Origin of the sequence: Streptomyces sp. NPDC050145 (assembly GCF_044460245.1) — a bacterium.
Classification (GTDB): Bacteria; Actinomycetota; Actinomycetes; order Streptomycetales; family Streptomycetaceae; genus Streptomyces.
Genome location: NZ_JBITJS010000032.1, coordinates 1 through 24,052, shown reverse-complemented (window position 1 = coordinate 24,052; position 24,052 = coordinate 1). Strand labels below are relative to the sequence as shown.

The following is a 24,052-nucleotide window of genomic DNA, read 5'->3' as shown; positions in this document are numbered from 1 at the left end:
CCGATTCTCCGTACCCCGGGTCGGACCGATAGGTTTCCGAGGTACGACGACCGCTATCGAAAGGGTGATCCGTTGAGCCGCTCGGTTCTCGTCACCGGAGGAAACCGGGGCATCGGCCTCGCCATCGCCCGCGCATTCGCGGAGGCCGGCGACAAGGTCGCGATCACGTACCGCTCGGGCGACCCGGCGGAGCTCGAGAAGCTGGGTCTCCTTGCCGTCAAGTGCGACATCACCGACGGCGAGCAGGTGGAGCAGGCCTACAAGGAGATCGAGGACAAGCACGGTCCCGTCGAGGTCCTCGTCGCCAACGCCGGCGTCACCAAGGACCAGCTCCTCATGCGCATGTCGGAGGAGGACTTCACGTCCGTCCTCGACACCAACCTCACGGGCACCTTCCGGGTCGTCAAGCGTGCCAACCGCGGCATGCTGCGCGCCCGCAAGGGCCGCGTCGTGCTGATCTCCTCCGTCGTCGGGCTGCTCGGCTCCGCGGGGCAGGCGAACTACGCCGCCTCGAAGGCCGGTCTCGTCGGCTTCGCGCGCTCCCTCGCCCGTGAGCTCGGGTCGCGCAACATCACCTTCAACGTCGTCGCCCCCGGTTTTGTCGACACCGACATGACCCAGGCGCTCACCGACGAGCAGCGCGCGGGCATCGTCGCCCAGGTCCCGCTCGGCCGGTACGCGCAGGTCGAGGAGATCGCCGGCGTGGTGAAGTTCCTGACCTCGGACGACGCCGCGTACATCACTGGAGCCGTCATCCCGGTTGACGGCGGACTGGGAATGGGTCACTGACGAACATGGCTGGAATCCTCGAGGGCAAGAAGATCCTCATCACCGGTGTGCTGATGGAGTCCTCCATCGCCTTCCACGCCGCGAAGCTGGCCCAGGAGCAGGGCGCGGAGATCATCCTCACCGCCTGGCCCCGGCCGACGCTGACCGAGCGCATCGCCAAGAAGCTGCCGGAGCCCGACAAGGTCAAGGTCCTGGAGCTCGACGTCTCCAACGACGAGCACCTCGCCCGCCTGGAGGGCCAGGTCCGCGAGCAGCTGGGCGACCGCCTCGACGGTGTCGTGCACTCCATCGGCTTCGCGCCGCAGGACGCGCTCGGCGGCAACTTCCTCAACACGCCGTTCGAGTCCGTGGCCACGGCCATGCACGTCTCGGCGTTCTCGCTGAAGTCGCTCACGATGGCGCTGCTGCCGCTCATGTCCGAGGGCGGGTCCGTCGTCGGCCTCACCTTCGACGCGCAGTTCGCGTGGCCGCAGTACGACTGGATGGGCCCGGCCAAGGCCGCGCTCGAGGCCACCAGCCGCTACATGGCCCGTGACCTGGGCAAGCAGAACATCCGCTGCAACCTGATCTCGGCGGGCCCGCTCGGCTCCATGGCCGCCAAGTCCATCCCGGGCTTCGGCGAGCTGGCCTCCGTGTGGGACACCCGCTCCCCGCTGGAGTGGGACCTGAAGGACCCGGAGCCGGCCGGCCGCGGCATCGTCGCGCTGCTCTCGGACTGGTTCCCGAAGACCACGGGCGAGATCATCCACGTCGACGGCGGCCTGCACGCCATCGGCGCCTGACCTCAGGCCCCGCAAGGGCCTCGGATGGGTCAACAATCCGGGCCGTCACGAGGGACCTCCACGCACTCTGGGTGCGGGAGGTCCCTTCGTGCGTCTCAGGTACCGGATAGCCACCGTTCTCGCGGCGCTCGCCCTCGTGGGCGCCGGCGCCGACAGCGTCGCCGCGCCGGAGCCCTTCGGGGCCGGGTGCCGGGTCAGGGTCGACGGGTCACGGGTGAGCGCCACCTGCCACAACCCGTACCCGGGCGTCGACCGGGTCGCCCTGCACGTCGAGTGCGACCGCTGGTGGGACATCGACACGGACACCGCGCCGCGCGCGGTCGGCCCGGCCGAGACCGTACGGCTCGCCGGGCGCTGCTGGAAGGACGTACGGAGCGCCTGGGTCAGTCACCGGGAGGCGCGGTGAGCCGGCTCGAGCGGCACAGGAACGCGTAACTGGCCGCCTCCGTCGCCGCCGCCTCCGCGTCCCCCTCGCGGATCGCGTCCACCAGCGCCGTGTGGTCCATGTTGTTCTCCTCCGTCAGCCGTTCGCCGACGTCCTCGCGCAGCCAGTCCCGCAGCACCTCGCCGAGGTCCGCGTACATCGCCGTCATCACGTCGTTGTGCGACGCGGCCACCACGGCCAGGTGGAACGTCGAGTCCGCCGTCACGAACGCCTCGGCGTCACGCGCCTCCCAGGCCTCCTCACGGCGCAGGAGCAGGGTGTGCAGCTGCTTGAGGTCCCGCTCGGTGCGCCGCTGCGCGGCCAGCGCGGCCGCGCTCGACTCCAGCGTGGAGCGCAGCTCGGCGATGTGCCGCGGATCGGCGTCGGCGAACCGCCGCTGCATCACACCGGCCAGCTCGCTGGTGGCCACCACATAGGTGCCCGAGCCCTGCCGGATGTCGAGGAGTCCGTTGTGCGCGAGGGCGCGGACCGCCTCGCGCACCGTGTTCCTCGCCACACCGAGCTGCTCGACGAGCTCCGGCTCGGTGGGGATCCGGGAGCCCACCGGCCACTCGCCCGAGGAGATCTGGGCGCGCAGGGCGGAGATGACCTGCTCGGACAGGGCCGAGCGCCGGGGGGAGGTCAGTGCCATGACGTTCCTTCGTGCTTGCTCGTACGAACGCGGAGGGGCGGGCCGAGGGGCCGGCCCCAGGTCCAGTGTGACGCAATCCGATTGGACAACCAATCATCCCATGATTCTAATATGGGTCTCATGGCTAGTGAGGAAACCCCGACGATGGCGCCACCGACCGCCCCGACGACCACGACCCCGGCCGCGGAGCCGGTCAGGAGCACCGCGCCACGCACCTGGGCGCTGCGCCTGGTGACCGTCGGCATCGTCCTCGCCGCCATGAACCTGCGCCCCGCCGTCACCAGTCTCGGCGCCCTCCTCGAAGAGGTCCGCGACGGGCTCGGCATGAGCGGCAGCGTCGCCGGCGTCCTCACCTCCGTGCCGCCCCTCTGCTTCGCGCTCTTCGGCTCGATGGCCCCGCGCCTCGCCAAGCGCTTCGGCCCCGCCGCCGTCGTCTGCTTCGGCATGGCCGCCATCGCCGCCGGCCTGGCCCTGCGCCCCTTCACAGGGAACACGGTGGCCTTCCTGGCCGCCACCGCCCTCGCCCTCATGGGCATCGCGGTCGCCAACATCCTGATGCCGGTCGTCGTCAAGCGCTGGTTCCCCGACCGCGTCGGCTCCATGACCGGCCTCTACTCGATGGCCCTGGCCGCCGGCACCTCCACCGCCGCCGCGATCACCGTCCCGGTGACCGACGCCATGGGCGGCAACTGGAAGACCGGCCTCGCCGTGTGGTCCGTGCTCGCCGCGGCCGCCGTGCTGCCCTGGCTCCCGCTGGTCCGCGACAAGGGCGACCGGCAGGACGCCGGACAGACGGCCCCGGCCGTCGAGTCCGTGCCCGCCGAGAACGACGGCTCCGGACTGCGCATCGCCCGCAGCCGCACCGCCTGGGCGCTCGCCTGCTTCTTCGGCCTCCAGGCCACCGCCGCGTACATCACCATGGGCTGGATGGCGCAGATCTTCCGCGACGCCGGGGTCTCCGCCTCGACCGCCGGAGTGCTGCTCGCCGTCTGCATGGTCATGGGCGTGCCGCTCGGCTTCGTCATCCCGCGCGTCGCCGCCCGGCTGCCCAGCCAGGGCCCGATGGTGATCTTCCTCGGCGCCTGCGGCCTCGCCGGCTACGCGGGCCTGTACTTCGCCCCGGCCTCCGGGGCCTGGATCTGGGCGGTCCTGCTCGGCATCTCCAACTGCTCCTTCCCGCTGGCCCTCACGATGATCGGCATGCGCGCCCGCACCGGCGCCGGCGTCGTCAAGCTCTCCGGCTTCGCCCAGTCCACCGGCTACCTGATCTCGATCCCGGGCCCGCTGCTCGTCGGCGTCCTCTACCAGCACAGCGGCGGCTGGGGCGTGCCCATCGCGCTGATGGCCGCGCTGATGGTGCCGCAGATGGTGGTCGGCATCATCGCCGGCCGCAACCGCACGGTCGAGGACGAGGCGGCCGCTGCCGCCTGACCCCGGGGGCCGGACGGCGGGGGACGGGTGCGACACTTGCCGCATGTCGCCTGTGCTCGAACCCAACCCCCAGAACGGCCAGAAGAAGCTTCTCGCCGTCTTCGGCGCGATGATCGCCATCACCGTCGTCATCGCCGTCATCGCGACGATCGTCTCCCCGTGACCCCGTGACCCCGTGACCGCGTGACCCGGGCCCGGCCCGCACCCGGGGGTGGGGTTAACTCCACCGTCCCCTAGGGGGCCAGGGTCAGGGTCGAGTGGGTGGATCACCGGATGGGCCCGGGCCCGTCCGGTCCGTACCGTCGAAGTGTCGCCCCGACCGGGCGGCCCACCGCGGTGGCGGACCGCGGCGCCCACGGACCCGGAGGCAGCCATGCAGGCCCCCACGCACACCCGGACCCACCCGGTAGCGACGGGCGGCGCGGACACCCGGCTGCCCTGGTGGGCGCTCGTCCTGCCCGCCGTCGCGTTCGCGGCCCTGCTCCTGCTGATCCTCAACCCGGCGGACGCACAGGCCGCCGCGGGCGACCCGACCTTCACGCACGTACTCGAACGCGCCAGGGAACTCATCCAGCGCTAGGGAACTCATCCAGTACCAGGGCGTGTGCGCACCGCTTCTCACCCCTGCCGGGTGAGCACGTCAACTCCCTGCGCCTCATGGCCGGTTTCGTGCGAAGCTGGGATCCATGAGCGTCGCAGAACCCCGCAGGATCGTCCTTTTCCGGCATGCCAAGGCGGACTGGCCGCAGGTCTCCGACCACGACCGGCCGCTCGCCGAGCGGGGCCGCAGGGACGCCCCCGTCGCCGGCCGCAGACTGGCCGACTCCGGCATCCCGTTCGGCCTGGCCCTCTGCTCGACCGCCGCCCGCACCCGCGAGACCTGGAAGCTCGCCGTCGCCGAGCTGCCCGAGCGGCCCAGGACCGTGTACGAGGAGCGGATCTACGAGGCGTCGCCGGGCGAGCTGATCGCCGTGCTGAACGAGACGCCGGACGACGTGCGCGACCTCGTCCTCATCGGCCACAACCCCGGCGTCCAGGCCCTCACCGAGATCCTCGCCAAGGACGCCGAGGGCGACACCCGCCAGCGGGTGGACCGGCGCGGCTTCCCCACGGCCGCCTTCGCCGTCCTCACCTTCTCCGGCCCCTGGAAGAGCCTGGAGCCCGGCACCGCGACCCTCGTCGACTACTGGGCGCCCAGCGAGTGACACGCAGGAGGCGCGGGCCCCGGAAGGACCGGGATCCGCGCCTCACGTCTGTCGTCCGGCAGGTCAGCGCTCGTGCGTGTCCGCGGCCTCGACCTCTTCGCGGGTGATCCCCAGCAGGTACAGGACCGTGTCGAGGAACGGCACGTTCACCGCCGTGTGCGCGGCCTCGCGCACCACCGGCTTCGCGTTGAAGGCGACCCCGAGACCTGCCGCGTTCAGCATGTCCAGGTCGTTCGCACCGTCGCCGATCGCCACCGTCTGCGCGAGCGGCACCCCGGCCTCGGCGGCGAACCGGCGCAGCAGCCGCGCCTTCCCGGCCCGGTCCACGATCTCGCCGGTGACCTTGCCGGTCAGCTTCCCGTCGACGATCTCCAGCGTGTTGGCCTGCGCGAAGTCGAGCCCGAGCCGCTCCCGCAGGTCGTCCGTGACCTGGGTGAACCCGCCGGACACGACGCCCACTTGATAGCCGAGCCGCTTGAGCGTACGGATCAGGGTGCGGGCCCCCGGCGTCAGCCGGACCTCGCTCCTGACCTTGTCCACGACCGACGCGTCGAGCCCCTCCAGGAGCGCCACGCGCGCGTGCAGCGACTGCTCGAAGTCCAGCTCACCGCGCATCGCCGCGGCCGTCACCTCGGCGACCTCGGCCTCGCAGCCCGCGTGCGCCGCGAACAGCTCGATCACCTCGTCCTGGATGAGCGTCGAGTCGACGTCCATCACGACGAGCCGCTGCGCGCGCCGGTGCAGACCGGCCGCCACCACCGCGACGTCCACGCCCAGGCGCGCCGCCTCCGTGGCCAGCGCCGTGCGCAGCCGCTCCGTCTCCGTGCCGGACACCGCGAACTCGACGGCCGTCACGGGGTACTTGGCGAGCCGGAAGATACGGTCGATGTTGCCGCCGGTCGCGGTGATGGACGCCGCGATGGCGGCCGTCGACTCGGCGGTGAGCGGGTGACCGAGGACCGTGACCAGCGAGCGGCCCACACCGCGCGGCCGGTTGTCACCGGTGCCGGAGATGATCTCGGCCTGCATCCGGATGGACTCGGCCCAGCTGTGGACGGTGGCCCGCAGATCGCCGTCGAGGCCGGCCGGCGGCGCGGTCACCAGGGCGCACAGGACGATGCGGCCGCGGGTGACGACCTGCTCGATGTCGACCACGTCGACGGAGTAGGCGGCGAGGGTGTCGAACAGTCCGGCCGTGATGCCGGGCCGATCCTTGCCGAAGATCTTGACCAGGAGAGTCGGGACATCGGCCGCGAGACCGGCCGGGGCGTCAGCAGGGTGCTGGGGCTGCGAAGCGCTCATGATGTTTCTACGTTATCGGGCCTGTGTACGAAGCCGCTGCCGCGGTCCGAGTGCCGGACACCGCTGCTTCGTTGCCGGGTGCGGCTCCGGTGGGGGCTGGTCGCGCCCCGCGGCGTAGCCGCTAATAGACACAGCCCCGCGCCCCTGAGATGCATGGCGCTTCGCGCCGCATCTCCCCGACAAAGGCGCCGGGCGCCTTTCATCTGAGGAAGGCGCGGCGAAGCCGCATGCCTTCCAGGGGCGCGGGGCTGTGTCGATGTGCGGCTCCGCCGCGTGGGCGCGACCAGCCCCCACCGGCCGGCGGCCCCGCGTCGACTCAAAGTCCCCCATCCGCTGGGGGAGGCGGCGGTGGAGGGGGAGGCGGCGGCCAGGACGCGGAGCGCGGGCGCTTGGCGGGGCGCGGTGGCTGAAGCGGGGCCGCCATGGTGGGCGCCGCCGAGACGTCGTCCCGCACCTCGCCCCGGGGCGGATCGGGCTCAGGCTCCAGATACGGGTTCTCCGGGACGCCCGGCGATCCGTACGGGTGGGGCGGGGCGTACGGACCTGGCTGCGGACCGGCTGCCTCCGGGGCCGACAACGGGGCCGCGCGGGCCCCCGCGGCGCCGGTCCACACGGCCAGCAGCGCCCCGCAGGCCCCCGCACCCGCCCCCCACACCGCCCCGAGCAGCAAGGCCATCCCCGTACGACCGTGCAGCTCGACCCCCGCGTCGAACGCGTCGAAGCCCAGGACCGAGAGGGACGAGGACGCGGAGACGTCCGTGAGCCGTACCAGGAGGGGCAGGGCCAGGGCCGTCACGGCGCCGAGGCGGAGCGCGCAGTGCCCCGCGAGGGCGAGTGCCCCCTGGCGCGGGGTGCGGGCCGCCGTGAGCACGCCCGCGCACAGCATCATCAGCGCCGCCCCCACCGGCAGCAGCCACACCCGGCCGTCGAGCTCGGCGAGCCGCGCCACCGTCACCGGCTCGTCCGCCGACACCCGGAGCAGTTCCCCGAGCGGGTCCGGCAGCAGCTGCGCGAGCTCACCCGTCGCCGCCCCGTCCCAGGGCACGAACAGCCCCAGGGGCACCGCGAGCCACACCCCGTTCGGCGCCCCTAGCAGCGCCGCCCCCGCGATCCGCCGGGGATGCTCGTCGCCGGCCATCGCGTACGCCGCCGCGGCGAGCCCGGCCAGCACCGCCACCAGCACCACCCCGACCAGCGCCGACACCGCGGGCCGCACCACCCGGTGCAGCGGGTCCAGAGCCCGGGGCAGCGGCGTGCGCCGCGACGCCAGCAGCGCGATCACCAGCACCCCGAGCACGAACACCGCGCCGCCCACCAGCGTCGGCCCCGTCCGCACCGTGAAACCCACCGACGCCTTCGCCCCCGCGAGGTCGCCGAGCCGGTCGGGCAACAGCCCCGCGACACCGCCCGGCAGCCGGTCCGTGATCCCCGCGGGCAGGCCCCCCTTGTCGGGAATGCCCCCAAGGCCCAGCTTCGTACCGTCAATCGTGATGAGGTCGTGACCCGCCCACGACAACCCACCGAGCAGCCCGAGAAAGAGCGCCGCCACCGTGCCCGCGCGAGCCGCCAGCTCCCCGAAACCGACCTCGATCGCCCCTGAGCGCAGGGATCGCAGGAAGAACCAGCTGAGCAGCAGCGCGCCGGTGAGCCCCACGCCCAGCGGGGCGACATCGATCGCCGTGTGCGCCTGCGCCGCGTCCAGACCGAAGGCCGAGACGTCGCCCGACGGCGCCACCCGCCCGCCGACCCCGAGCGTCACGGCCGCGGCCGTCATCGGCCCGAGGGAACCGGCCGCGTCCGCGTCCAGCAGATGCAGACCCAGCGCCGCGACCCCCACCATTCCGATGAAAGCCCAGCTCACAGCGGCGACGGCCGAGATCAGCACATCGCCGGCGAGCGCGGCACCCGGCCGCCGAGTGCGCCGGCCGGTCTCCGTCACGGACATCTTGGACCCCCCGATCCGTCCCGCAACGCCCCTGATTTCCCATTTACTCATGATCCGTAGGGAGTTGTGGGCTCTTACCACTCTCGGGGCCCGTATCGCCCCCGTCAACGGCGTGCGCGAGGAAGGGCGGGAGAGTCTTCACAACCCCTGACGCAAGGCCCGACTTTCGGTCACGGGGGGCTTCCTGAAATAGTTCCTCACGATGTTCGACATCCCTAGACTCCCCATGACGGGGGCAAAAATCGGGGGACAACTCAGTGGGGCATGGAGTGCCTGAACTCGTACTGGAATTGAACGGCAGGACCTGGACGCTCGACCCGTCCAGGCCGTACACCCTGGGGCGTGACCCCGGGGGAGACATCGTGCTCGACGACGCCAGGGTCTCCTGGCGTCACGCCACGATCAGCTGGGGCGGCCGCAGTTGGGTCATCGAGGACCACGGCTCGACCAACGGCACCTTCGTGCAGGGGCAGCGGATCCATCAGATGGAGATCGGTCCCGGCTCCTCGGTGAATCTAGGCAACGCGACCGACGGTCCCAAGGTCAGCGTGCAGGGCAGCGCGCAGGCCGCCGCCGTGGCCACGCCGCCGCAGCAGCATGCTCAGCAGGCCCCGCAGCAGCACCAGCAGCAGGCCGCCGCACCCGCGTGGCCCCAGCAGCAGGCGCAGCAGCAGCCCCCGCAGCAGGCCTGGAACCAGCAGCCGCCGGCGCAGAAGGTGCCGCAGCAGCAGGGTGGTCCGGCCGGCGCTCCGCCGGTCTACGGCGACCGCAGTCCCACGACCTTCCACCAGGTCGCCCTCGGCCGCGTGATGCGCATCGGTCGTGCGCTGGAGAACGAGCTGGTGGTCTCCGACCTCCAGGTCTCCCGCCACCACGCCGAGTTCCACGCGACGCCCGACGGCCGCTTCGAGATCCGCGATCTCGGCTCGCACAACGGCACGTACGTCAACGGTCAGCCGATCGCCAAGGGCGGCACCCAGCTGCTCGGCCCGAACGACATCGTCGGCGTCGGCCACTCGACGTTCCGCCTGGTCGGCGACCGCCTCGAGGAGTTCGTCGACACCGGTGACGTCTCCTTCTCGGCGCGCCACCTCACGGTGACCGTCGACGGCGGCAAGCAGATCCTCAAGGACGTCTCCTTCGGCGTCCCCGAGAAGTCGCTGATCGCCGTCATCGGCCCCTCCGGCTCCGGCAAGTCCACCCTCCTCAAGGCGCTCACCGGCTACCGGCCCGCCAACCAGGGTGACGTGCTCTACGACAACCGGAACCTGTACAAGCAGTTCGCCGAACTGCGGCAGCGCATCGGTCTGGTCCCGCAGGACGACATCCTGCACAAGGAACTGACCGTCAAGAAGGCGCTCAAGTACGCGGCCAAGCTCCGCTTCCCCGCCGACACCAGCGAGCAGGAGCGCGAGCAGCGCATCGACGAGGTGCTGCGCGAGCTCAAGCTGGACATCCACAAGGAGAAGAAGGTCACCTCCCTCTCCGGTGGCCAGCGCAAGCGTGTCTCGGTGGCCCTGGAGCTGCTCACCAAGCCGTCCCTGATCTTCCTGGACGAGCCCACCTCGGGCCTCGACCCGGGCATGGACCGCGACGTCATGCAGCTGCTGCGCGGCCTGTCCGACGACGGCCGCACGGTCCTCGTCGTCACCCACTCCGTGGCCGAGCTCGCCCTGTGCGACAAGCTCCTCGTCATGGCGCCGGGCGGCTCGGTGGCCTACTTCGGTCCGCCGGAGGAAGCGCTCAACTTCTTCGGCTACGAGACCTGGGCCGACGTCTTCTCCGCGTTCGAGAACTACCGCGACTACGACTGGGCGGGCCGCTGGAAGGGCTCGCAGCACTTCCAGATGTACGCCGCGGACATCGACGCCGTCGCCCCGCAGTCGGTCCAGATGCCGCCGCCCGCCGCGGTCAAGCCGCCGAAGCCGCAGCCGTGGGGCTCGCAGCTGATCACGCTGATCCGCCGGTACTGCTCGGTGATCGCCTCCGACAAGGGCTTCATCGGTCTGATGGTGATCCTGCCCGCGGTGCTGGGCCTGGTCTCGGTGGTCATCCCCGCCGACTTCGGCCTCGCGCCGCCCAAGCCGCCGTCCCGGTTCAACGGCGACGCGGGCACGATCATGCTGATCATCGCCGTCGGCATGTGCTTCTCGGCCGCGGCCAACTCGGTCCGTGAGCTGATCAAGGAGCGGGTCATCTACGAGCGCGAACGGGCCACCGGCCTGTCCCGCTCCGCGTACCTGATGTCGAAGGTCATCGTCCTCGGCGTGATCACGGCCATCCAGGGCGTCATCATCTGCGGCATCGGCTTCGCGCCGCGCGACCTTCCCACCGAAGGCCTGCTGATGCCGCCGGCGGTCGAGCTCTGCATCTCGATCATCGCGCTCGGCTTCACCTCGATGATGTTCGGCCTGGTCATCTCCGCGCTGGTGAAGACCTCCGAGAAGACGATGCCGCTGCTCGTCATGTTCGCGATCGTCCAGGTCGTGTTCACCGGCGTCCTCTTCCAGATCTACGGAACGCTCGGCCTGGAGCAGTTCGCCTGGCTGATGCCGTCCCGCTGGGCCATCGGCGCCGCCGGAGCCACCCTGGACCTGGCGCACCTCATGCCGCCGTGGGACCAGCAGAAGCCGAACGACCTGGACCCGCTGTGGGAGCACTCGGTCGGCCAGTGGGGCATGAACCTCACGATCCTGATCGCCCTCGGTGTCATCTGCGGCTTCGCGGTCGCGCGTCTGCTGCGCCGCCACGAGCCCGAGGTCATGCGCAAGTAGTCAGGGCTCACGTACCACGTACGACGGAGAAGGGGGGGGGGGGGGGGGGGGGGGGGGGGGGGGGGGGGGGGGGGGGGGGGGGGGGGGGGGGGGGGGGGGGGGGGGGGGCGGGGGGCCGGGCGGGGGGGCGGGGCGGGCGCCGGGCGCCCCCCCCCCCCCCGCCGCCCCCCCGCGCCCCCCCCCCCCCCCCCCCCCCCCCCCCCCCCCCGTCGTGGGGGGTGCGGCGTGCGCCGGAGACCCGGAGGTCCCGTCAGCGAGTCCCGGTACGCGCCGGGTCCTCAGTACGCGCTGTTGACGTTGTCGATCGAGCCGTACTTGTCGGCCGCGTAGTTCGCGGCGGCCGTGATGTTGGCGACCGGGTCGTAGATGTTCGTCGAGGTGCCGGAGACGTGGTACGCGTTGAACGTCGGCGGGATGACCTGCAGCAGACCCTTCGAGGGGATGCCGTTGATCGCGTTGATGTCCCAGCCGTTCATGGCGTTCGGGTTGCCGGAGGACTCCCGCATGATGTTGCGGTGCAGCCCGTTGTAGGAGCCCGGGATGCCCTTCGCCTTCATGATGGCGAGGGACTCCTTGATCCAGCCGTCGAGGTTGTTGGCGTAGACCGGCTTGCGGGCGGCGGCGCGGGAGGCGGCCTCGCGGACCTCGCGGTCCTTCTTTGCCTTGGCCTCGGCGTCGGCCTTCGCCTTCGCGTCGGCGGCGGCCTTGCTCTTGGCGTCCTGCTCGGCCTTCAGCTTGGCGGCGATCGCCTTGGCCTTCTCGGAGGCGGCGGCCTGCTGGTTGGTGACGCTCGCGTGGACGTCCTTGATGCGCTGCGCACCCGCGTCCGTCGTGAACGCGACGGGGGAGGAGGTGACCTCCTCGGCCTGGGCCTGCGTGTCGTGACCCGGCACCAGCGTGATCGCCAGGGCGGCGGCGCCGAGCGAGGCGACACCGGCGATGGAGAACTTGTGGGCCCGGGTCAGCGGACTATGGCCAAAGGCGCGGAGCTGCTTCATGAGACGGGGACCTCTCGGTGGTTTGGGGGACGGACGTTGCGGGCAGAACCTTTCGGCGCTGAGCAACGGGGGCAATTCTTAGCGGTTGCAAAATTGCGTGGCAAAGGTGTGACCTACGAAGCCGGTTAGTGGATCACAGAACGCGCAAAAAGGACCGGGAGCCAGTTTTCGGCTCCCGGTCCTTGCGTTCTCTCGGGACCAAAGTCCCATCTCGGTCCACTAGGCGACTTCGTAGGTGACGTGCACCCTATGCGCGGCATCACACGGGGCCACCCCATGGCTCACTGATAGTTGCCGGTGCAACGCACTCTGTGAGCCCCCTGTGGGTCCCCATGAGTCCCCGTGCGTCCCCCGCGCGTCCCCGTGAGTTCAGTGAGCCCCTTCCGGCGGCAGCACCAGATGCACGTCCCCGAACTCGTGCCACAGGTACCGGCCGCGCAGCGCCTCCTCGTACGTACGCCGCACCGCGTCCCGCCCCGCGACCGCCTCCAGCATCTGCAGATGGGAGGCCTCGGGCTCGTGCAGCCCGGTCAGCAGACCGTCCACCGCCCGCACCCCGCGCTCCGGTGTCACCACCAGCTCCGTCCAGCCGCGCGCCGCCCGCACCACCCCGTCCGCACCGGCCGCCGACTCCACGGCCCGCACGGCGGTCGTCCCCACCGCCACGACCCGGCCGCCGCCCGCCCGCGCCGCGTTGATCAGCCGCGCCGATGTCTCCGGCACCTCGAAGCGCTCCGCGTACGGCGGCTCGTGCGCCTCCGTCGACGCCACCCCCGTGTGCAGCGTGACCGGAGCGAACTGCACGCCCCGCCGCACCAGCGCCGCCACCGCCCGCTCCGTGAACGGCCGCGCCGCGCTCGGCATCTCCGCGCTGCCCGCCCCGTCCGCGTACGGCAGCGCGAACACGGTCTGGTACGCGGACAGCGGCTGGTCCCGCCGTGTGTAGGAGTAGCGGATCGGCCGCCCGTGCCCCCGCAGCACCTCCGGCACGTCCCCGGTCGCACGCACCCACCACAGCCGGTCCCCGCCCGCCGCGACCCGCTCCTCGAACACGAGGTGCACGCAGCCCGGCAGCGACACCACTTCCCCCGCAGGCCCGCCCGCGCGCGGGCGCGTGGTCCCGCGCCCGTCCGGATCCCGCAGCTCGACGGCCCAGCGCCCGTCGTCGCCCCGCGTCGAGAAGTGCACCACCACGCGCGCGTGGCCGAGCGTCCCGTCCACGGCCGCCGCCAGCGTGGGGGAGGTGTTCACGATCAGCAGGTCCCCGGCGCGCAGCTCGCCCGGCAGCTCGGCGAACCGGCGATGCGTGACCTCGGTGCCGCGCGACACCAGCATCCGTACGGAGGACCGGTCCCGGCCCGGCCCCCGCTGCTCGGCCGGCACCCGCGCCGACAGCTCCTCCGGAACGCGCAGAGCGAGCGTCATCGGACCTCCTCCATAAGAAGAGAGGGAGCGGAGTAGCGGCCGCTCGCCGGGCGGACGTCCAGCAGGCGCAGGAACGCCGGCACGACCTCCTCCGGCCGCGGCACCCCGCTGAGGTCCTCGTCCGGCTCCGCCGCGGCCAGCATCTGCGTACGCATCCCGCCCGGATCCACCGCCCACACCCGCAGCCCCGGCTCCTCCACGGCCAGCACCGCCGACAGCTGGTCGAGCGCCGCCTTCGTCGCCCCGTAACCGCCCCACGTCCCGTACGCCTCGACCGCCGCGTCCGAGCTCATGTCGATCACCGCCCCGGCCGGCGCGTCCCGCAGCAACGGCAGTGCCTCCTGGAGCAGCCCGAGCGGCGCCACCACATTCACCTCCAGCGCCGTACGGAAGTCGTCCAGCGAGTACGCGCCGAGCGGCCGCAACGGCACCGCGCCCAGCACCCCCGCGTTGTTCACCAGCAGATCGAGACCGCCCAGCTCCCAGGCCGCCGCGATCAGCTCCACCCGGTGCCCGCCGTCCGCGACATCCCCCGCGACCGCCGTCACCGTGCCCCCGTGCCGGCGCAGCTCCGCCGCCGCCTCCTCCAACGGCCCCGCGGACCGCGCGTCGAGCACCAGATCCCAGCCCCGCCGCGCGAGCGCCTCCGCCAGCGCCCGGCCGAACCCCCGCGAAGCACCCGTGATGATCGCTACCGCCATGACAACCGTCCCCTTGCTCCGTCGTCCCGCACTGTCGTCCCGCACTGTCGTCCTGCGTGATGTCTTCAACGTAGGAACCGGCCGGTCCCGGGCACCTCAGGCGCGGGTCGCGACGCGCCAGGGCCCTTCGCCCTACGACCGTCGGCCTAGGCGACCGCCGCCACAGGTCCGATCCGCGCCGTCACCGGCCGCCGGTACGGTGAGCTCATGAGTGACGGACCCCAGTCAGGCCTGGCCGCGGTGAGCGCCGCGCTGCTCGCCATGAGCAGGCATCTCGAGGTGCGCGACGTCCTCAAGACGATCGTCGCCTCGGCGCGCGAGCTGCTCGACGCCGAGTACGCGGCGCTCGGCGTCCCCGACGACCACGGGGGCTTCGCCCAGTTCGTCGTCGACGGGGTGAGCGAGGCACAGTGGAAGGCCATCGGCCCGCTGCCCCGCCAGCACGGCATCCTCGCCGCGATGCTGCGCGACGCCCGCACCGAGCGCCTCGCCGACGTCCGCGAGGACCCCCGCTTCGAGGGCTGGCCCTCCGCCCACCCCGACATGTCCGACTTCCTCGGCCTGCCGATCAAGGACGGCGACGAGACCATCGGCGCCCTCTTCCTCGCCAACAAGCGCTGCTCCAAGCCCGAGGGCGGCTGCGGCTTCACCGAGGACGACGAGCGGCTCCTCGGCATCCTCGCCCAGCACGCCGCGATCGCCCTGACGAACGCCCGGCTCTACGAGCGCAGCCGCGAGCTCACCATCGCCGAGGAGCGCTCCCGCCTCGCCCACGAACTGCACGACGCCGTCAGCCAGAAGCTGTTCTCGCTCCGCCTCACCGCCCAGGCCGCCGCGACCCTCGTGGACCGCGACCCGGCCCGCGCCAAGGGCGAGTTGCAGCACGTCGTCGCCCTCGCCGCCGAGGCCGCGGACGAACTGCGCGCGGCCGTCGTCGAGTTGCGCCCCGCGGCCCTCGACGAGGACGGCCTCGTCGCGACCCTGCGCACCCACGTCCAGGTCCTCGACCGGGCCCACGGCGCCCACGTCACCTTCGACACCCGCGGTGTACGGGCGCTGCCAGCCGCCCAGGAAGAGGCCCTGCTGCGCGTCGCCCAGGAGGCGCTGCACAACGCGCTGCGCCACTCCGGGGCCGAGGAGGTCGGCGTGACGCTGGACCGGCACGGCACCGGCGCGGTCCTGCGCGTCACGGACGACGGCACCGGCTTCGAGCCGCACGCGACACGGCGCGCGGGACGCCATCTCGGCCTGGTCTCGATGCGCGACCGGGCGAGCGGCGTCGGCGGCCGACTCACAGTGGAATCGGCGCCCGGCAAGGGCACGACGATCGAGATGGAGGTCCCCGGTGGCTGACCGGATCAAGGTGCTGTTGGTGGACGACCACCAGGTCGTCCGCCGGGGCCTGCGTACGTTCCTCGAGGTCCAGGACGACATCGAAGTCGTCGGCGAGGCCGCCGACGGGGCCGAAGGAGTCGCCCGCGCCGAGGAGTTGAAGCCCGACGTCGTCCTCATGGACGTCAAGATGCCGGGCATGGACGGAGTCGACGCGCTGCGCCGGCTCCGCGAACTGGCCAACCCCGCCAAGGTGTTGATCGTCACCAGTTTCACCGAGCAGCGCACCGTCGTGCCCGCCCTGCGCGCCGGCGCCGCCGGATACGTCTACAAGGACGTGGACCCCGACGCCCTGGCCGGCGCCATCCGTTCCGTCCACGCGGGCCACATCCTGCTCCAGCCGGAGGTGGCCGGCGCCCTGCTCTCTCAGGAGGAGAACAACAACGGGCAGGGGAGAGGCGGTTCGCTCACCGACCGGGAGCGCGAGGTGCTCTGTCTGATCGCCGACGGCCGGTCGAACCGGGAGATCGCCCGCGCCCTCGTCCTCTCCGAGAAGACGGTCAAGACCCACGTCTCGAACATCCTCATGAAGCTCGACCTGGCGGACCGCACCCAGGCCGCCCTGTGGGCCGTACGGCACGGCGTCACGGGCTGACGGCCGCGCACACCGGCGCACTACTGCACCGCACCACGGGCGGTTCCCATCCGGTCTGAGATTCATACTGTCGTGTGGATGTCCCCCGGACGGCGTATCCCGTGGGGCGGTGCCGCGTTCTCCAGTCACACGCCGCGGCGGCTGGCCACGGCGATCGCTAGGAGGACCAAGAAGTGATGAACCTGAAGAAGGCCGCTGCCGTCACCCTCGTCGCCGGTGGTCTCGTCGCCGCCGGTACCGGCCTCGCCTCCGCCACCGACGGCGGTGCGCACGCGGGCGGCAAGGCCGTGCACTCCCCGGGCGTGCTGTCGGGCAACGTGATCCAGGCCCCGATCCACATCCCCGTGAACGTCGTGGGCAACACGGTGAACGTGGTCGGCCTCCTGAACCCCGCGTTCGGCAACCTCGGCGTCAACAACTGACGCAGCCCCGCGGTCCCAGACCTCCCGGCCCCTCGGACACGTCCCCGAGGGGCCGGTCGCCTGCCGTTGATCCCATCGGGGTCATCCTCACGGTGCCCCCGTGACCTCACGAGCATGATCGCGTTGCTCAGGGCAAGACCCCATGCCGGGGTCGTCTTTCTTATCTGGAGGAACACTTCTCATGAGCATCGCCAAGAAGGCCGCCCTGGTCGTCGCTGTCGCCGGTCTGGCCGCGGGTGCCTCCGCGGGTGCCGCCTTCGCCGACTCCGAGGCGGAGGGCGTCGCCGCCCACTCGCCCGGCGTCGCGTCCGGCAACGAGGCGCAGGTCCCGGTCCACGTCCCCGTGAACGCCACGGGCAACTCGGTCAACGTGATCGGCCTCCTGAACCCGGCCTTCGGCAACACCTCCGTCAACAACTGACGCCCCCACACCCAAAGGCCCCGCGCCCTCCTCCGCGGGGCCTTTGCCATGCCCGGATTAAAGGGGGGCTTGAGGTGGCCGCGGGGCGCGCCCAACGAATCCCCTGGGGCGCGCGAAGCGTGCCTTCAGGGGCGCGGGGAACTGCGCGACCAGCCACGAGAACCCCGCACCCGGCTTCACACGGAACCCACAACGGCGCAACCCCGCCGACCCGCACACCAACCCGCCGAGCCAGAGGCAAGGGCTCAGCCCCGCTCCCGCATCTCCACAACGGAGTTGTACGCAGCGACAACAGCCCGCCGAGCCGTCCGCTCCACAGGCCGCAACGCCCCGGCCCGAGCCCCCATCTCCCCGGCACTCACCGCCCCACCATGCCCAGCCTCATGGGCGACATCCACCAGCAACCCCACCCGCTGCGCCAGCTCGAGCACCCGCACGGCCCGAGCCGGATACCCGGGCGCCAGCGCCTCCCGCCCCCGCTCGGCCCGAGCCCGATACGCATCGATCGCCGCCTCCGCGACCGGCCCCGACCCCGCCACATCGAGCCGGGTCAACACCTCCGTCGCCTCGCGCAGCGCCTCCGCGAGCTCCCGCTCGGCCTCCCCGAGCGAGGGCACGTCCGCCGGCGGAGCCTCCCGCACCGGCAGGCAGTGCCACAGCACCTCGACATGCACATCGCCCTCGGGCCCGGCCTCGTACACCTCGGGCACCAGCCCGAGCGCGACGCCGACGCAGACGACGGCCTCCTCGGCGTCCAGCGCCCGCGCGTTGAACTCCGGCGGCCCGCTCAGCCCCAGCGGATGCCCCGGCGCGGGCAGCGCCACCCGCAGCCCCGTCGCGCCGAGCGCCCGCAGTCGCCCGAGCGCGAGGGTGAGCCCGACGGGCCCCGACTCCCCGGGCAGCCCTTCGACGCGGTGCACCGCGTCCTCACCCACGATCGCGAGCGCCGCGTCATCAGGTGCGACAAGTCCGGCCAACAGGGCATTTCCCCACGCCGCGAGGCGGCCGGAGCGAGGTTCGGAAAGCATGCGCTCCAGCTTAGAAGCCCGACAGGCCGCCAAAAGCCCGACCGATGGAAGGGACGACGTGACCGGTGGCGTAGGTTTTCCCTGGGGACAGCGACCGACCGGCACCGAGCACACGGCCGGCGGACGCACGAGACAGCCGAGACTGCAATGGGAGACAACGCGCTCATGAGCGATGTACTGGAGCTGGAGGACGTATCCGTGGTCCGCGAGGGCCGGGCTCTGGTGGACCAGGTCTCCTGGTCGGTGAAGGAGGGGGAGCGCTGGGTCATCCTCGGCCCGAACGGGGCGGGCAAGACCACCCTCCTCAACGTCGCCTCGAGCTACCTGTACCCGAGCCAGGGCACCGCCACGATCCTCGGCGAGACCCTCGGCAAGCCCGGCACCGACGTCTTCGAGCTGCGCCCGCGCATCGGCATCGCCGGCATCGGCATGGCCGAGAAGCTCCCCAAGCGCCAGACCGTCCTGCAGACCGTGCTCACCGCGGCCTACGGCATGACCGCCGGCTGGCAGGAGGAGTACGAGGACGTCGACGAGCAGCGCGCCCGCGCCTTCCTCGACCGCCTCGGCATGAGCGACTACCTGGACCGCAGGTTCGGCACCCTCTCCGAGGGCGAGCGCAAGCGCACCCTCATCGCCCGCGCCCTGATGACCGACCCCGAGCTGCTGCTCCTCGACGAGCCCGCCGCCGGACTCGACCTCGGCGGCCGCGAGGACCTGGTCCGCCGCCTCGGCCGCCTCGCCCGCGACCCGATCGCCCCCTCGATGATCATGGTCACGCACCACGTCGAGGAGATCGCCCCGGGCTTCACGCACGTTCTGATGATCCGCCAGGGCAAGGTCCTCGCCGCGGGCCCGCTCGAGCTGGAGCTCACCTCCCGCAACCTGTCCCGCTGCTTCGGCCTCCCGCTGGTCGTCGAGCAGAACGGCGAGCGCTGGACGGCCACCGGCCTGCCCCTGAGCTGACGCCGCACCGGCCGCGCGGAGGAAGATCCGGACGATCTCCCGAGGGATCGTCCCCTGTCCGTGCGGCCACCCGCGGACCTACCATGACGATGTGACAGACATCGACGCATGGGTGTGGTGGCTGATCGCAGCGGCCGCGCTCGGAATCCCGCTGGTCATCACCGCGATGCCCGAGTTCGGCATGCTGTCCGTGGGCGCCGTCGCCGGCGCCGTGACAGCCGGACTGGGCGGCGGAATCGTGCCGCAGGTCCTCGTCTTCGCCGTGGTCTCCTGCGCTCTCATCGTCGTCGTACGGCCCATCGCCGCACGCCACCGCGCCGGACAGCCCCAACTGGCCACGGGAATCGACGCCTTGAAGGGGAAACAGGCCGTCGTCATCGAGCGCGTCGACCACCGCGGCGGCCGCATCAAACTCGGCGGCGAGATCTGGTCGGCCCGCACCCTCGACGGCGACGCGGTCTTCGAACCCGAACAGCAGGTCGACGTCGTCGACATCGAAGGCGCCACGGCGATCGTGATGTGATCCCGCGGGTGGCCTGAACTCCCCACGTCGCACAGGCGGTTCTGACAGACTCGACGAGCAAGATCCTATGATCTTCCGGTCGGCGGAACGAAGGGCACAGGAAACTCGATGTCAGCGATCATCATCGTCCTGATCATTCTGGTGGTGTTGGTCTTCATCGCCCTGATCAAGACCATCCAGGTCATCCCCCAGGCGAGCGCGGCCATCGTGGAGCGGTTCGGCCGCTACACCCGCACGCTGAACGCCGGGCTGAACATCGTGGTCCCGTTCATCGACTCGATCCGCAACCGCATCGACCTGCGCGAGCAGGTCGTCCCCTTCCCGCCCCAGCCGGTGATCACCCAGGACAACCTGGTCGTCAACATCGACACCGTCATCTACTACCAGGTGACCGACGCCCGCGCCGCGACCTACGAAGTGGCCAGCTACATTCAGGCCATCGAGCAGCTCACCGTCACCACCTTGCGCAACATCATCGGTGGCATGGACCTCGAGCGGACCCTGACCTCCCGCGAGGAGATCAACGCAGCACTGCGCGGCGTCCTCGACGAGGCCACCGGCAAGTGGGGCATCCGCGTCAACCGCGTCGAGCTCAAGGCGATCGAGCCGCCCACCTCCATCCAGGACTCGATGGAGAAGCAGATGCGCGCCGACCGTGACAAGCGCGCCGCGATCCTCACCGCGGAGGGCATCCGCCAGTCCCAGATCCTCACCGCCGAGGGTGAGAAGCAGTCGGCCATCCTCCGCGCCGAGGGCGAGGCCCGCGCCGCGGCCCTGCGCGCCGAGGGCGAGGCCCAGGCCGTCCGTACGGTCTTCGAGGCCATCCACGCGGGCGACCCGGACCAGAAGCTGCTCTCCTACCAGTACCTCCAGATGCTCCCGAAGATCGCCGAGGGCGACGCCAACAAGCTCTGGATCGTGCCCAGCGAGATCGGCGACGCGCTCAAGGGCCTCTCCGGCGCCATGGGCAACTTCAACCCCATGGGCGGAGGCTCGGTCCCTGCCCAGGGCAAGGAGCGCCGCGAGCAGCCCCCCATCGACTGACCGCACACACGAGAGCGGGCCCACCGATCCCGGATCGGTGGGCCCGCTCTCGTACGTCCGCGTCCGTACCTCTGTCTAGGCCGCCGCGCTCTGACCGTTCAGCCAGTCCGGCAGCGCCTCCATCTCACCCGCGCCGAGCGACAACAGCATCGCGTCCGAGGGCGTCGGCTCGAACGGCTGCCGCAGCAACGGCATCCCGGCCTCCTCGGGTGTCCGGGCGGCCTTGCGGTGATTGTCCTCGGCGCAGGACGCCACCGTGTTCAGCCACGAGTCCGCACCACCGTGGGAACGCGGCACGACGTGGTCCACCGTCGTCGCCCGCCGCCCGCAGTACGCGCACCGGTGCTGGTCCCGTACGAGCACACCCCGCCTAGACCAGGGCGCGCGTCTTCGGAACGGCACCCTCACGTACCTGCACAGCCTGATCACCCGGGGCACCGGGATGTCGATCGCGGCTCCGCGCATGCGCAGATCGGGATGGGCCTGTTCGACGACGGCCTTGTCCTGGAGCACCAGCACGACGGCTCGGTTCAGCGTCACCGTCGAGAGCGGCTCGAAGCTCGCGTTGAGCACCAGTGTGTCCCGCATCCTGCCCACCTCCCGTACGCAGCGGATCACCCCTCGGCGTCCGTGCGTCAACTCTGGCCGTGCACGCCGAGATGGACAACGCAATAAAAACTGCCCGCCTCCGGCCACTTTCATGACCGGGGGCGGGCAAACGTTCAGTGAACGATATCTCCGGGTGCGCTCACTCGGCGGGCGCCGCGTACTCCGCGACGACCTGGGCGCGCGCCAGCGTGTGGAAGCGCAGGTTGAACCCGACGACCGCCGGCGAGGCGTCCGCGTCCGGGCCCAGCTTCTCCTGGTCGACCGCGTACACGGTGAACACGTACCGGTGCGCCGGATCGCCGGGCGGCGGCGCGGCTCCGCCGAAGTCCTTCGTCCCGTAGTCGTTGCGCACCTGGACGGCGCCCTCGGGCAGGCCGTCGAACTTACCCGTGCCCGCACCGGCGGGCAGCTCCGTCACCGACACCGGGAGGTCGAACACGGACCAGTGCCAGAAACCGCTGCCCGTCGGTGCGTCCGGGTCGAAGCAGGACACGGCGAAGCTCTTGGTCTCCGGCGGGAAGCCCTCCCACCGCAGCTGCGGCGAGGTGTTCCCGGCGGCGTACACCTGGGCGTCCCGGAGCACGCCGCCCGGCTCGAAGTCCTCGCTCACGACGGTGAACGACGGCACCTGCGGATGAAAGGCATGAGGAAGCGGAGCCCGCTGGGGCTGCTCGGTCACAACGACACCTCCTGGTGGGGCACAGACAAAGTCCGACCCTGGAAACCCTAGAACCAGTTCTTCTTGCTGCCGACCTCGGACAGCCACTGGTGCAGGTACGCCGACCAGTCCGTGCCCTGGAAGTCGTGGTGCCCGACCACGAAGGAACGGAACGTGTCGCTGCCCTCGCTGAACAGACCCGGCTTCTTGTCCATCTCCAGGACGACGTCCATCTCCCGGTCGTCGGCCACGAAGCTCAGCTCCACCTGGTTCAGCCCCCGGTACTGCTGCGGCGGGAAGAACTCGATCTCCTGGTAGAACGGCAGCTTCTGCCGCGTGCCGCGGATCCGGCCGCGCTCCATGTCCGCGCTCTTGAAGCGGAAGCCGAGCTGGATGAAGGCGTCGAGGAGCGCCTGCTGCGACGGCAGCGGGTGCACGTTGATCGGGTCCAGGTCGCCGGAGTCGACCGCGCGGGCGATCTCCAGCTCGGTGGTCACCCCGATGTTCATGCCGCGCAGCGTCTGCCCGTCGATCATGGTGACCGGCGTCTCCCACGGGATCTCGAGCCCGAAGGGCACCGCATGCACCGCGCCGGCCTGCAGCGAGAAAGCGCCACCGAGACAGACCTTCGTGAACTCGATGTCCTGCTTGGTCTCCTGGTCGGCGCCCTCGACCTCGACGCGGGCCTGCAGCCCGACCGACAGCCCCTCGATCTCCTGATCGACGGAACCGCCCTGGATCCGCACCTCGCCCTGCACGACGCCGCCGGGCACGACATTGACCTCGGTGAGCACGGTCTCCACGGACGCCCCGCCCGCACCCAGGCTCGCCAACAGCCGCTTGAACCCCATGAACGATCTCCTCCGTCGACTTACTACTGCTCACTACAAACGCGATGGACGGCCGCCTGGTTCCTCGCCGGCCCATGCCGCCCCTGCACTACGCTCGGACGGCATGATCGCGGCCCCTGACCGTACGCCCCTCTCCCGGGACTTCTTCGACCGACCTGTACTGGAGGTCGCCCCGGATCTCCTCGGCCGCACTCTGGTCCGCCGCACCCCGGACGGCCCGATCGAACTCCGCCTCACAGAGGTGGAGGCGTACGACGGTGCGAACGATCCCGGCTCGCACGCCTTCCGCGGTCAGACAGCCCGGAACACCGTGATGTTCGGTCCACCCGGACACGTGTACGTCTACTTCACCTACGGCATGTGGCACTGCATGAACTTCGTGTGCGGCCCCCCGGGCAGGGCGAGCGGCGTCCTGCTCCGGGCCGGCGAGATCACGGAGGGCGCCGAGCTCGCCCGTAAACGTCGACTCTCGGCCCGATACGACAAGGAACTGGCCAAAGGACCGGCCCGCCTGGCCACCGCCCTCGGAGTGGACCGCGCCCTCGACGGCGCGGACGCCTGCGGCCCGACCGACTCCCCACTCACCGTCCTGCGCGGCACCCCCGTCCCCGCCGACCAGGTACGCAAGGGACCACGCACGGGAGTCTCGGGCGACGGGGCCGTCCACCCCTGGCGTTTCTGGATCGCCGACGACCCCACCGTCAGCCCCTATCGGGCCCACACGCCACGCCGCCGTTCAACTTGACTCTCCCCCCGAGGGGTCCGTAATGTAGCCCGAGCCGCTGAAACCGGTACGGCTCTCAGCCAGTCACCGGAAGCGGCCAAACCACTACCTACGACTTCCCCAAGCGGGGTCTCTTTCGTCATGCCTGCATGTCGAAATTCGAACCCGCGAATCTCGATTATGAGTTACCGGGGAAATCCGCTAACGTAGTGGACACGCCGAAAGGCAAAGGCCCTCCAACGGCCACCGGAAATGAAATCCGAACCGGAAACGGAACGGAAAACGGATCTGGTAAGGTTGGAAACGCAAGACCGAAGGGAAGCGCCCGGAGGAAAGCCCGAGAGGGTGAGTACAAAGGAAGCGTCCGTTCCTTGAGAACTCAACAGCGTGCCAA

At 71.2% G+C, this 24,052-nt stretch carries 26 protein-coding genes; 16 read left to right on the top strand and 10 right to left on the bottom strand.

Annotation, left to right across the window (positions count from 1 at the left end; translation table 11 throughout):
* Positions 1-72: 72 nt before the first annotated feature.
* From fabG to ACIBTU_RS38480, 3 genes are all read left to right on the top strand, one after another.
* A complete protein-coding gene (fabG, locus tag ACIBTU_RS38490; RefSeq protein WP_399131429.1) occupies positions 73-789 on the top strand; it encodes a 3-oxoacyl-[acyl-carrier-protein] reductase in 717 nt (238 codons plus the stop codon).
* Positions 790-794: 5 nt separating this feature from the next.
* Positions 795-1,571, top strand: a complete 777-nt coding sequence (gene fabI / locus ACIBTU_RS38485) for an enoyl-ACP reductase FabI (RefSeq protein WP_399131428.1) — start codon at positions 795-797, stop codon at positions 1,569-1,571.
* A gap of 88 nt (positions 1,572-1,659) precedes the next feature.
* A complete protein-coding gene (locus ACIBTU_RS38480; RefSeq protein WP_399131427.1) occupies positions 1,660-1,977 on the top strand; it encodes a hypothetical protein in 318 nt (105 codons plus the stop codon).
* Here the strand turns inward: ACIBTU_RS38480 and ACIBTU_RS38475 are convergent.
* The gene (locus tag ACIBTU_RS38475) at positions 1,955-2,647 is read right to left on the bottom strand and encodes a FadR/GntR family transcriptional regulator (protein WP_399131426.1); all 693 of its coding nucleotides are present in this window, start codon (positions 2,645-2,647) and stop codon (positions 1,955-1,957) included. The two genes, ACIBTU_RS38480 and ACIBTU_RS38475, sit on opposite strands and share 23 nt — an antisense overlap.
* Before the next feature lie 120 nt (positions 2,648-2,767).
* On the opposite strand from ACIBTU_RS38475, the gene ACIBTU_RS38470 reads away from it, so the two are divergent.
* From ACIBTU_RS38470 to ACIBTU_RS38455, 4 genes are all read left to right on the top strand, one after another.
* Complete coding sequence (locus tag ACIBTU_RS38470; protein WP_399131425.1) at positions 2,768-4,078, top strand: CynX/NimT family MFS transporter; 1,311 nt, start codon at positions 2,768-2,770, stop codon at positions 4,076-4,078.
* Between the two features lie 43 nt (positions 4,079-4,121).
* On the top strand, positions 4,122-4,241 hold the full coding sequence (locus ACIBTU_RS38465; protein ID WP_399131424.1) for an SGM_5486 family transporter-associated protein: 120 nt from the start codon (positions 4,122-4,124) through the stop codon (positions 4,239-4,241).
* Between the two features lie 210 nt (positions 4,242-4,451).
* Entirely contained in the window at positions 4,452-4,658 is a 207-nt protein-coding gene (locus ACIBTU_RS38460) for a hypothetical protein (RefSeq protein ID WP_399131423.1), read from the top strand.
* 106 nt (positions 4,659-4,764) lie between these two features.
* Complete coding sequence (locus ACIBTU_RS38455; protein ID WP_399131422.1) at positions 4,765-5,283, top strand: SixA phosphatase family protein; 519 nt, start codon at positions 4,765-4,767, stop codon at positions 5,281-5,283.
* Between the two features lie 63 nt (positions 5,284-5,346).
* On the opposite strand, the gene serB is transcribed toward ACIBTU_RS38455, so the two are convergent.
* Entirely contained in the window at positions 5,347-6,585 is a 1,239-nt protein-coding gene (gene serB, locus ACIBTU_RS38450; RefSeq protein WP_399131421.1) for a phosphoserine phosphatase SerB, read from the bottom strand.
* Positions 6,586-6,901: 316 nt separating this feature from the next.
* The gene (locus ACIBTU_RS38445) at positions 6,902-8,530 is read right to left on the bottom strand and encodes a streptophobe family protein (RefSeq protein ID WP_399131420.1); all 1,629 of its coding nucleotides are present in this window, start codon (positions 8,528-8,530) and stop codon (positions 6,902-6,904) included.
* Between the two features lie 269 nt (positions 8,531-8,799).
* On the opposite strand from ACIBTU_RS38445, the gene ACIBTU_RS38440 reads away from it, so the two are divergent.
* A complete protein-coding gene (locus tag ACIBTU_RS38440; protein ID WP_399131419.1) occupies positions 8,800-11,304 on the top strand; it encodes an FHA domain-containing protein in 2,505 nt (834 codons plus the stop codon).
* A gap of 278 nt (positions 11,305-11,582) precedes the next feature.
* Here ACIBTU_RS38440 and ACIBTU_RS38435 read toward each other — a convergent pair whose 3' ends face one another.
* The 3 genes from ACIBTU_RS38435 to ACIBTU_RS38425 all read right to left on the bottom strand — a co-directional run bounded on the left by ACIBTU_RS38435 (position 11,583) and on the right by ACIBTU_RS38425 (position 14,428).
* The gene (locus tag ACIBTU_RS38435; protein WP_399131418.1) at positions 11,583-12,302 is read right to left on the bottom strand and encodes a transglycosylase SLT domain-containing protein; all 720 of its coding nucleotides are present in this window, start codon (positions 12,300-12,302) and stop codon (positions 11,583-11,585) included.
* A gap of 369 nt (positions 12,303-12,671) precedes the next feature.
* Positions 12,672-13,727, bottom strand: coding sequence for an S-adenosylmethionine:tRNA ribosyltransferase-isomerase (locus ACIBTU_RS38430; protein ID WP_399131417.1), 1,056 nt, complete (start codon positions 13,725-13,727; stop codon positions 12,672-12,674).
* The gene (locus tag ACIBTU_RS38425) at positions 13,724-14,428 is read right to left on the bottom strand and encodes an SDR family NAD(P)-dependent oxidoreductase (protein ID WP_399131416.1); all 705 of its coding nucleotides are present in this window, start codon (positions 14,426-14,428) and stop codon (positions 13,724-13,726) included. The genes ACIBTU_RS38430 and ACIBTU_RS38425 overlap by 4 nt, the downstream gene beginning before the upstream one ends.
* Before the next feature lie 207 nt (positions 14,429-14,635).
* Between ACIBTU_RS38425 and ACIBTU_RS38420 the strand changes: the two genes are divergently transcribed.
* The 4 genes from ACIBTU_RS38420 to ACIBTU_RS38405 all read left to right on the top strand — a co-directional run bounded on the left by ACIBTU_RS38420 (position 14,636) and on the right by ACIBTU_RS38405 (position 17,258).
* On the top strand, positions 14,636-15,781 hold the full coding sequence (locus tag ACIBTU_RS38420) for a GAF domain-containing sensor histidine kinase (protein ID WP_399131415.1): 1,146 nt from the start codon (positions 14,636-14,638) through the stop codon (positions 15,779-15,781).
* Positions 15,774-16,415, top strand: coding sequence for a response regulator (locus tag ACIBTU_RS38415; protein WP_399131414.1), 642 nt, complete (start codon positions 15,774-15,776; stop codon positions 16,413-16,415). The genes ACIBTU_RS38420 and ACIBTU_RS38415 overlap by 8 nt, the downstream gene beginning before the upstream one ends.
* Positions 16,416-16,588: 173 nt before the next feature.
* Positions 16,589-16,837, top strand: coding sequence for a chaplin (locus ACIBTU_RS38410; RefSeq protein WP_399131413.1), 249 nt, complete (start codon positions 16,589-16,591; stop codon positions 16,835-16,837).
* A gap of 181 nt (positions 16,838-17,018) precedes the next feature.
* Positions 17,019-17,258 (top strand): chaplin, encoded by a 240-nt coding sequence (locus tag ACIBTU_RS38405; RefSeq protein ID WP_399131412.1) that lies wholly within the window; start codon positions 17,019-17,021, stop codon positions 17,256-17,258.
* A 245-nt stretch (positions 17,259-17,503) separates the two neighbouring features.
* On the opposite strand, the gene ACIBTU_RS38400 is transcribed toward ACIBTU_RS38405, so the two are convergent.
* A complete protein-coding gene (locus tag ACIBTU_RS38400; protein ID WP_399131411.1) occupies positions 17,504-18,286 on the bottom strand; it encodes a hypothetical protein in 783 nt (260 codons plus the stop codon).
* A gap of 165 nt (positions 18,287-18,451) precedes the next feature.
* Here ACIBTU_RS38400 and ACIBTU_RS38395 point away from each other — a divergent pair, with 165 nt between their 5' ends.
* The 3 genes from ACIBTU_RS38395 to ACIBTU_RS38385 all read left to right on the top strand — a co-directional run bounded on the left by ACIBTU_RS38395 (position 18,452) and on the right by ACIBTU_RS38385 (position 20,816).
* Positions 18,452-19,249, top strand: a complete 798-nt coding sequence (locus ACIBTU_RS38395) for an ABC transporter ATP-binding protein (protein WP_384628703.1) — start codon at positions 18,452-18,454, stop codon at positions 19,247-19,249.
* A 91-nt stretch (positions 19,250-19,340) separates the two neighbouring features.
* Entirely contained in the window at positions 19,341-19,772 is a 432-nt protein-coding gene (locus ACIBTU_RS38390; RefSeq protein WP_399131410.1) for an NfeD family protein, read from the top strand.
* A gap of 108 nt (positions 19,773-19,880) precedes the next feature.
* Positions 19,881-20,816, top strand: a complete 936-nt coding sequence (locus ACIBTU_RS38385) for an SPFH domain-containing protein (protein ID WP_384628706.1) — start codon at positions 19,881-19,883, stop codon at positions 20,814-20,816.
* Between the two features lie 75 nt (positions 20,817-20,891).
* On the opposite strand, the gene ACIBTU_RS38380 is transcribed toward ACIBTU_RS38385, so the two are convergent.
* From ACIBTU_RS38380 to ACIBTU_RS38370, 3 genes are all read right to left on the bottom strand, one after another.
* Positions 20,892-21,404, bottom strand: a complete 513-nt coding sequence (locus ACIBTU_RS38380; RefSeq protein ID WP_399131409.1) for an HNH endonuclease — start codon at positions 21,402-21,404, stop codon at positions 20,892-20,894.
* Between the two features lie 160 nt (positions 21,405-21,564).
* A complete protein-coding gene (locus ACIBTU_RS38375) occupies positions 21,565-22,104 on the bottom strand; it encodes a YbhB/YbcL family Raf kinase inhibitor-like protein (protein ID WP_399131407.1) in 540 nt (179 codons plus the stop codon).
* A 47-nt stretch (positions 22,105-22,151) separates the two neighbouring features.
* Positions 22,152-22,934: a sporulation protein gene (locus ACIBTU_RS38370; RefSeq protein ID WP_399131406.1), complete on the bottom strand. Its 783-nt coding sequence runs from the start codon at positions 22,932-22,934 to the stop codon at positions 22,152-22,154.
* A gap of 103 nt (positions 22,935-23,037) precedes the next feature.
* Between ACIBTU_RS38370 and ACIBTU_RS38365 the strand changes: the two genes are divergently transcribed.
* The gene (locus tag ACIBTU_RS38365; RefSeq protein ID WP_399131405.1) at positions 23,038-23,679 is read left to right on the top strand and encodes a DNA-3-methyladenine glycosylase; all 642 of its coding nucleotides are present in this window, start codon (positions 23,038-23,040) and stop codon (positions 23,677-23,679) included.
* Positions 23,680-24,052 lie beyond the last annotated feature (373 nt).

What these genes read in the sequence shown, in the direction of transcription:
- ACIBTU_RS38380 (WP_399131409.1), bottom strand. Translation starts at nt 21,404, where the DNA reads ATGCGGGACACACTGGTGCTCAACGCGAGCTTCGAGCCGCTCTCGACG.
- ACIBTU_RS38460 (WP_399131423.1), top strand. Translation starts at nt 4,452, where the DNA reads ATGCAGGCCCCCACGCACACCCGGACCCACCCGGTAGCGACGGGCGGC.
- ACIBTU_RS38370 (WP_399131406.1), bottom strand. Translation starts at nt 22,934, where the DNA reads ATGGGGTTCAAGCGGCTGTTGGCGAGCCTGGGTGCGGGCGGGGCGTCC.
- ACIBTU_RS38395 (WP_384628703.1), top strand. Translation starts at nt 18,452, where the DNA reads ATGAGCGATGTACTGGAGCTGGAGGACGTATCCGTGGTCCGCGAGGGC.
- ACIBTU_RS38405 (WP_399131412.1), top strand. Translation starts at nt 17,019, where the DNA reads ATGAGCATCGCCAAGAAGGCCGCCCTGGTCGTCGCTGTCGCCGGTCTG.
- ACIBTU_RS38420 (WP_399131415.1), top strand. Translation starts at nt 14,636, where the DNA reads ATGAGTGACGGACCCCAGTCAGGCCTGGCCGCGGTGAGCGCCGCGCTG.
- ACIBTU_RS38475 (WP_399131426.1), bottom strand. Translation starts at nt 2,647, where the DNA reads ATGGCACTGACCTCCCCCCGGCGCTCGGCCCTGTCCGAGCAGGTCATC.
- ACIBTU_RS38435 (WP_399131418.1), bottom strand. Translation starts at nt 12,302, where the DNA reads ATGAAGCAGCTCCGCGCCTTTGGCCATAGTCCGCTGACCCGGGCCCAC.
- serB (WP_399131421.1), bottom strand. Translation starts at nt 6,585, where the DNA reads ATGAGCGCTTCGCAGCCCCAGCACCCTGCTGACGCCCCGGCCGGTCTC.
- ACIBTU_RS38470 (WP_399131425.1), top strand. Translation starts at nt 2,768, where the DNA reads ATGGCTAGTGAGGAAACCCCGACGATGGCGCCACCGACCGCCCCGACG.
- ACIBTU_RS38430 (WP_399131417.1), bottom strand. Translation starts at nt 13,727, where the DNA reads ATGACGCTCGCTCTGCGCGTTCCGGAGGAGCTGTCGGCGCGGGTGCCG.
- ACIBTU_RS38365 (WP_399131405.1), top strand. Translation starts at nt 23,038, where the DNA reads ATGATCGCGGCCCCTGACCGTACGCCCCTCTCCCGGGACTTCTTCGAC.
- ACIBTU_RS38445 (WP_399131420.1), bottom strand. Translation starts at nt 8,530, where the DNA reads ATGTCCGTGACGGAGACCGGCCGGCGCACTCGGCGGCCGGGTGCCGCG.
- ACIBTU_RS38385 (WP_384628706.1), top strand. Translation starts at nt 19,881, where the DNA reads ATGTCAGCGATCATCATCGTCCTGATCATTCTGGTGGTGTTGGTCTTC.
- ACIBTU_RS38455 (WP_399131422.1), top strand. Translation starts at nt 4,765, where the DNA reads ATGAGCGTCGCAGAACCCCGCAGGATCGTCCTTTTCCGGCATGCCAAG.
- ACIBTU_RS38400 (WP_399131411.1), bottom strand. Translation starts at nt 18,286, where the DNA reads ATGCTTTCCGAACCTCGCTCCGGCCGCCTCGCGGCGTGGGGAAATGCC.
- ACIBTU_RS38465 (WP_399131424.1), top strand. Translation starts at nt 4,122, where the DNA reads ATGTCGCCTGTGCTCGAACCCAACCCCCAGAACGGCCAGAAGAAGCTT.
- fabI (WP_399131428.1), top strand. Translation starts at nt 795, where the DNA reads ATGGCTGGAATCCTCGAGGGCAAGAAGATCCTCATCACCGGTGTGCTG.
- ACIBTU_RS38425 (WP_399131416.1), bottom strand. Translation starts at nt 14,428, where the DNA reads ATGGCGGTAGCGATCATCACGGGTGCTTCGCGGGGGTTCGGCCGGGCG.